Here is a 297-nt window from a genome sequence, read left to right as displayed (position 1 = left end):
GCCATCCAGGCGGGCTCGGCCGAAGTCGATGTGGCGATCGTTGGCGAGGGGCTTGCCGGAACCGCGCTCACGATCGTGTTGGCCAAGACCGAACGCAAGGTGGCGCTGGTCGATCCGCATCGTATCCACCATGAGGAATTCCGGGCCGAAAAGACCCGCACCGAGCAGATGGCGCTGTTCGAGAAGCTCGGCCTCGGCCCGGTTTTCAGGTCTCTCGTCACGCCGATGACCGACCTCCATGTCTTCCGCTTCGGCGAGCTGTTCGAGCGCAAGGATGGTCCGGAGTTCGCTTTTTCC

1 protein-coding gene is annotated in these 297 nt (G+C 63.3%); it reads left to right on the top strand.

Going from position 1 to position 297, the window contains the following annotated elements; translation table 11 throughout:
- Window positions 1–3 precede the first annotated feature (3 nt).
- On the top strand, window positions 4–297 hold a 294-nt coding region (locus EN874_RS33110; protein WP_189396762.1), incomplete at its 3' end, for an FAD-dependent monooxygenase.

The organism is Mesorhizobium sp. M1D.F.Ca.ET.231.01.1.1 (assembly GCF_003999155.2).
Classification (GTDB): Bacteria; Pseudomonadota; Alphaproteobacteria; order Rhizobiales; family Rhizobiaceae; genus Mesorhizobium.
This window is presented reverse-complemented; position numbering and strand designations above follow the sequence as displayed.